This window comes from Janthinobacterium sp. BHSEK (genome assembly GCF_056174685.1).
Genome location: NZ_JBWBYV010000284.1, coordinates 1 through 244, shown reverse-complemented (window position 1 = coordinate 244; position 244 = coordinate 1). Strand labels below are relative to the sequence as shown.

Sequence of the window (244 nt, the reverse complement as noted above, 5' to 3'; positions counted from 1 at the left end):
ATGAAGAGGCTAACGTTATAGGGACAAGCGAATAAGTGCACATGGTGGATGCCTTGGCGATTACAGGCGATGAAGGACGTAGTAGCTTGCGATAAGCTGCGGGGAGTGAGCAAACACACTTTGATCCGCAGATTTCCGAATGGGGCAACCCACCCTTTTAGGGTATTGCATACTGAATACATAGGTATGCAAGGCGAACGCGGCGAACTGAAACATCTAAGTAGCTGCAGGAAAAGAAATCAAC

At 48.0% G+C, this 244-nt stretch carries 1 rRNA gene; it reads left to right on the top strand.

The window, feature by feature from the left end:
* Nucleotides 1–21: 21 nt before the first annotated feature.
* Nucleotides 22–244, top strand: a 23S ribosomal RNA gene (locus AC0V2Y_RS29065); the annotation flags it as partial.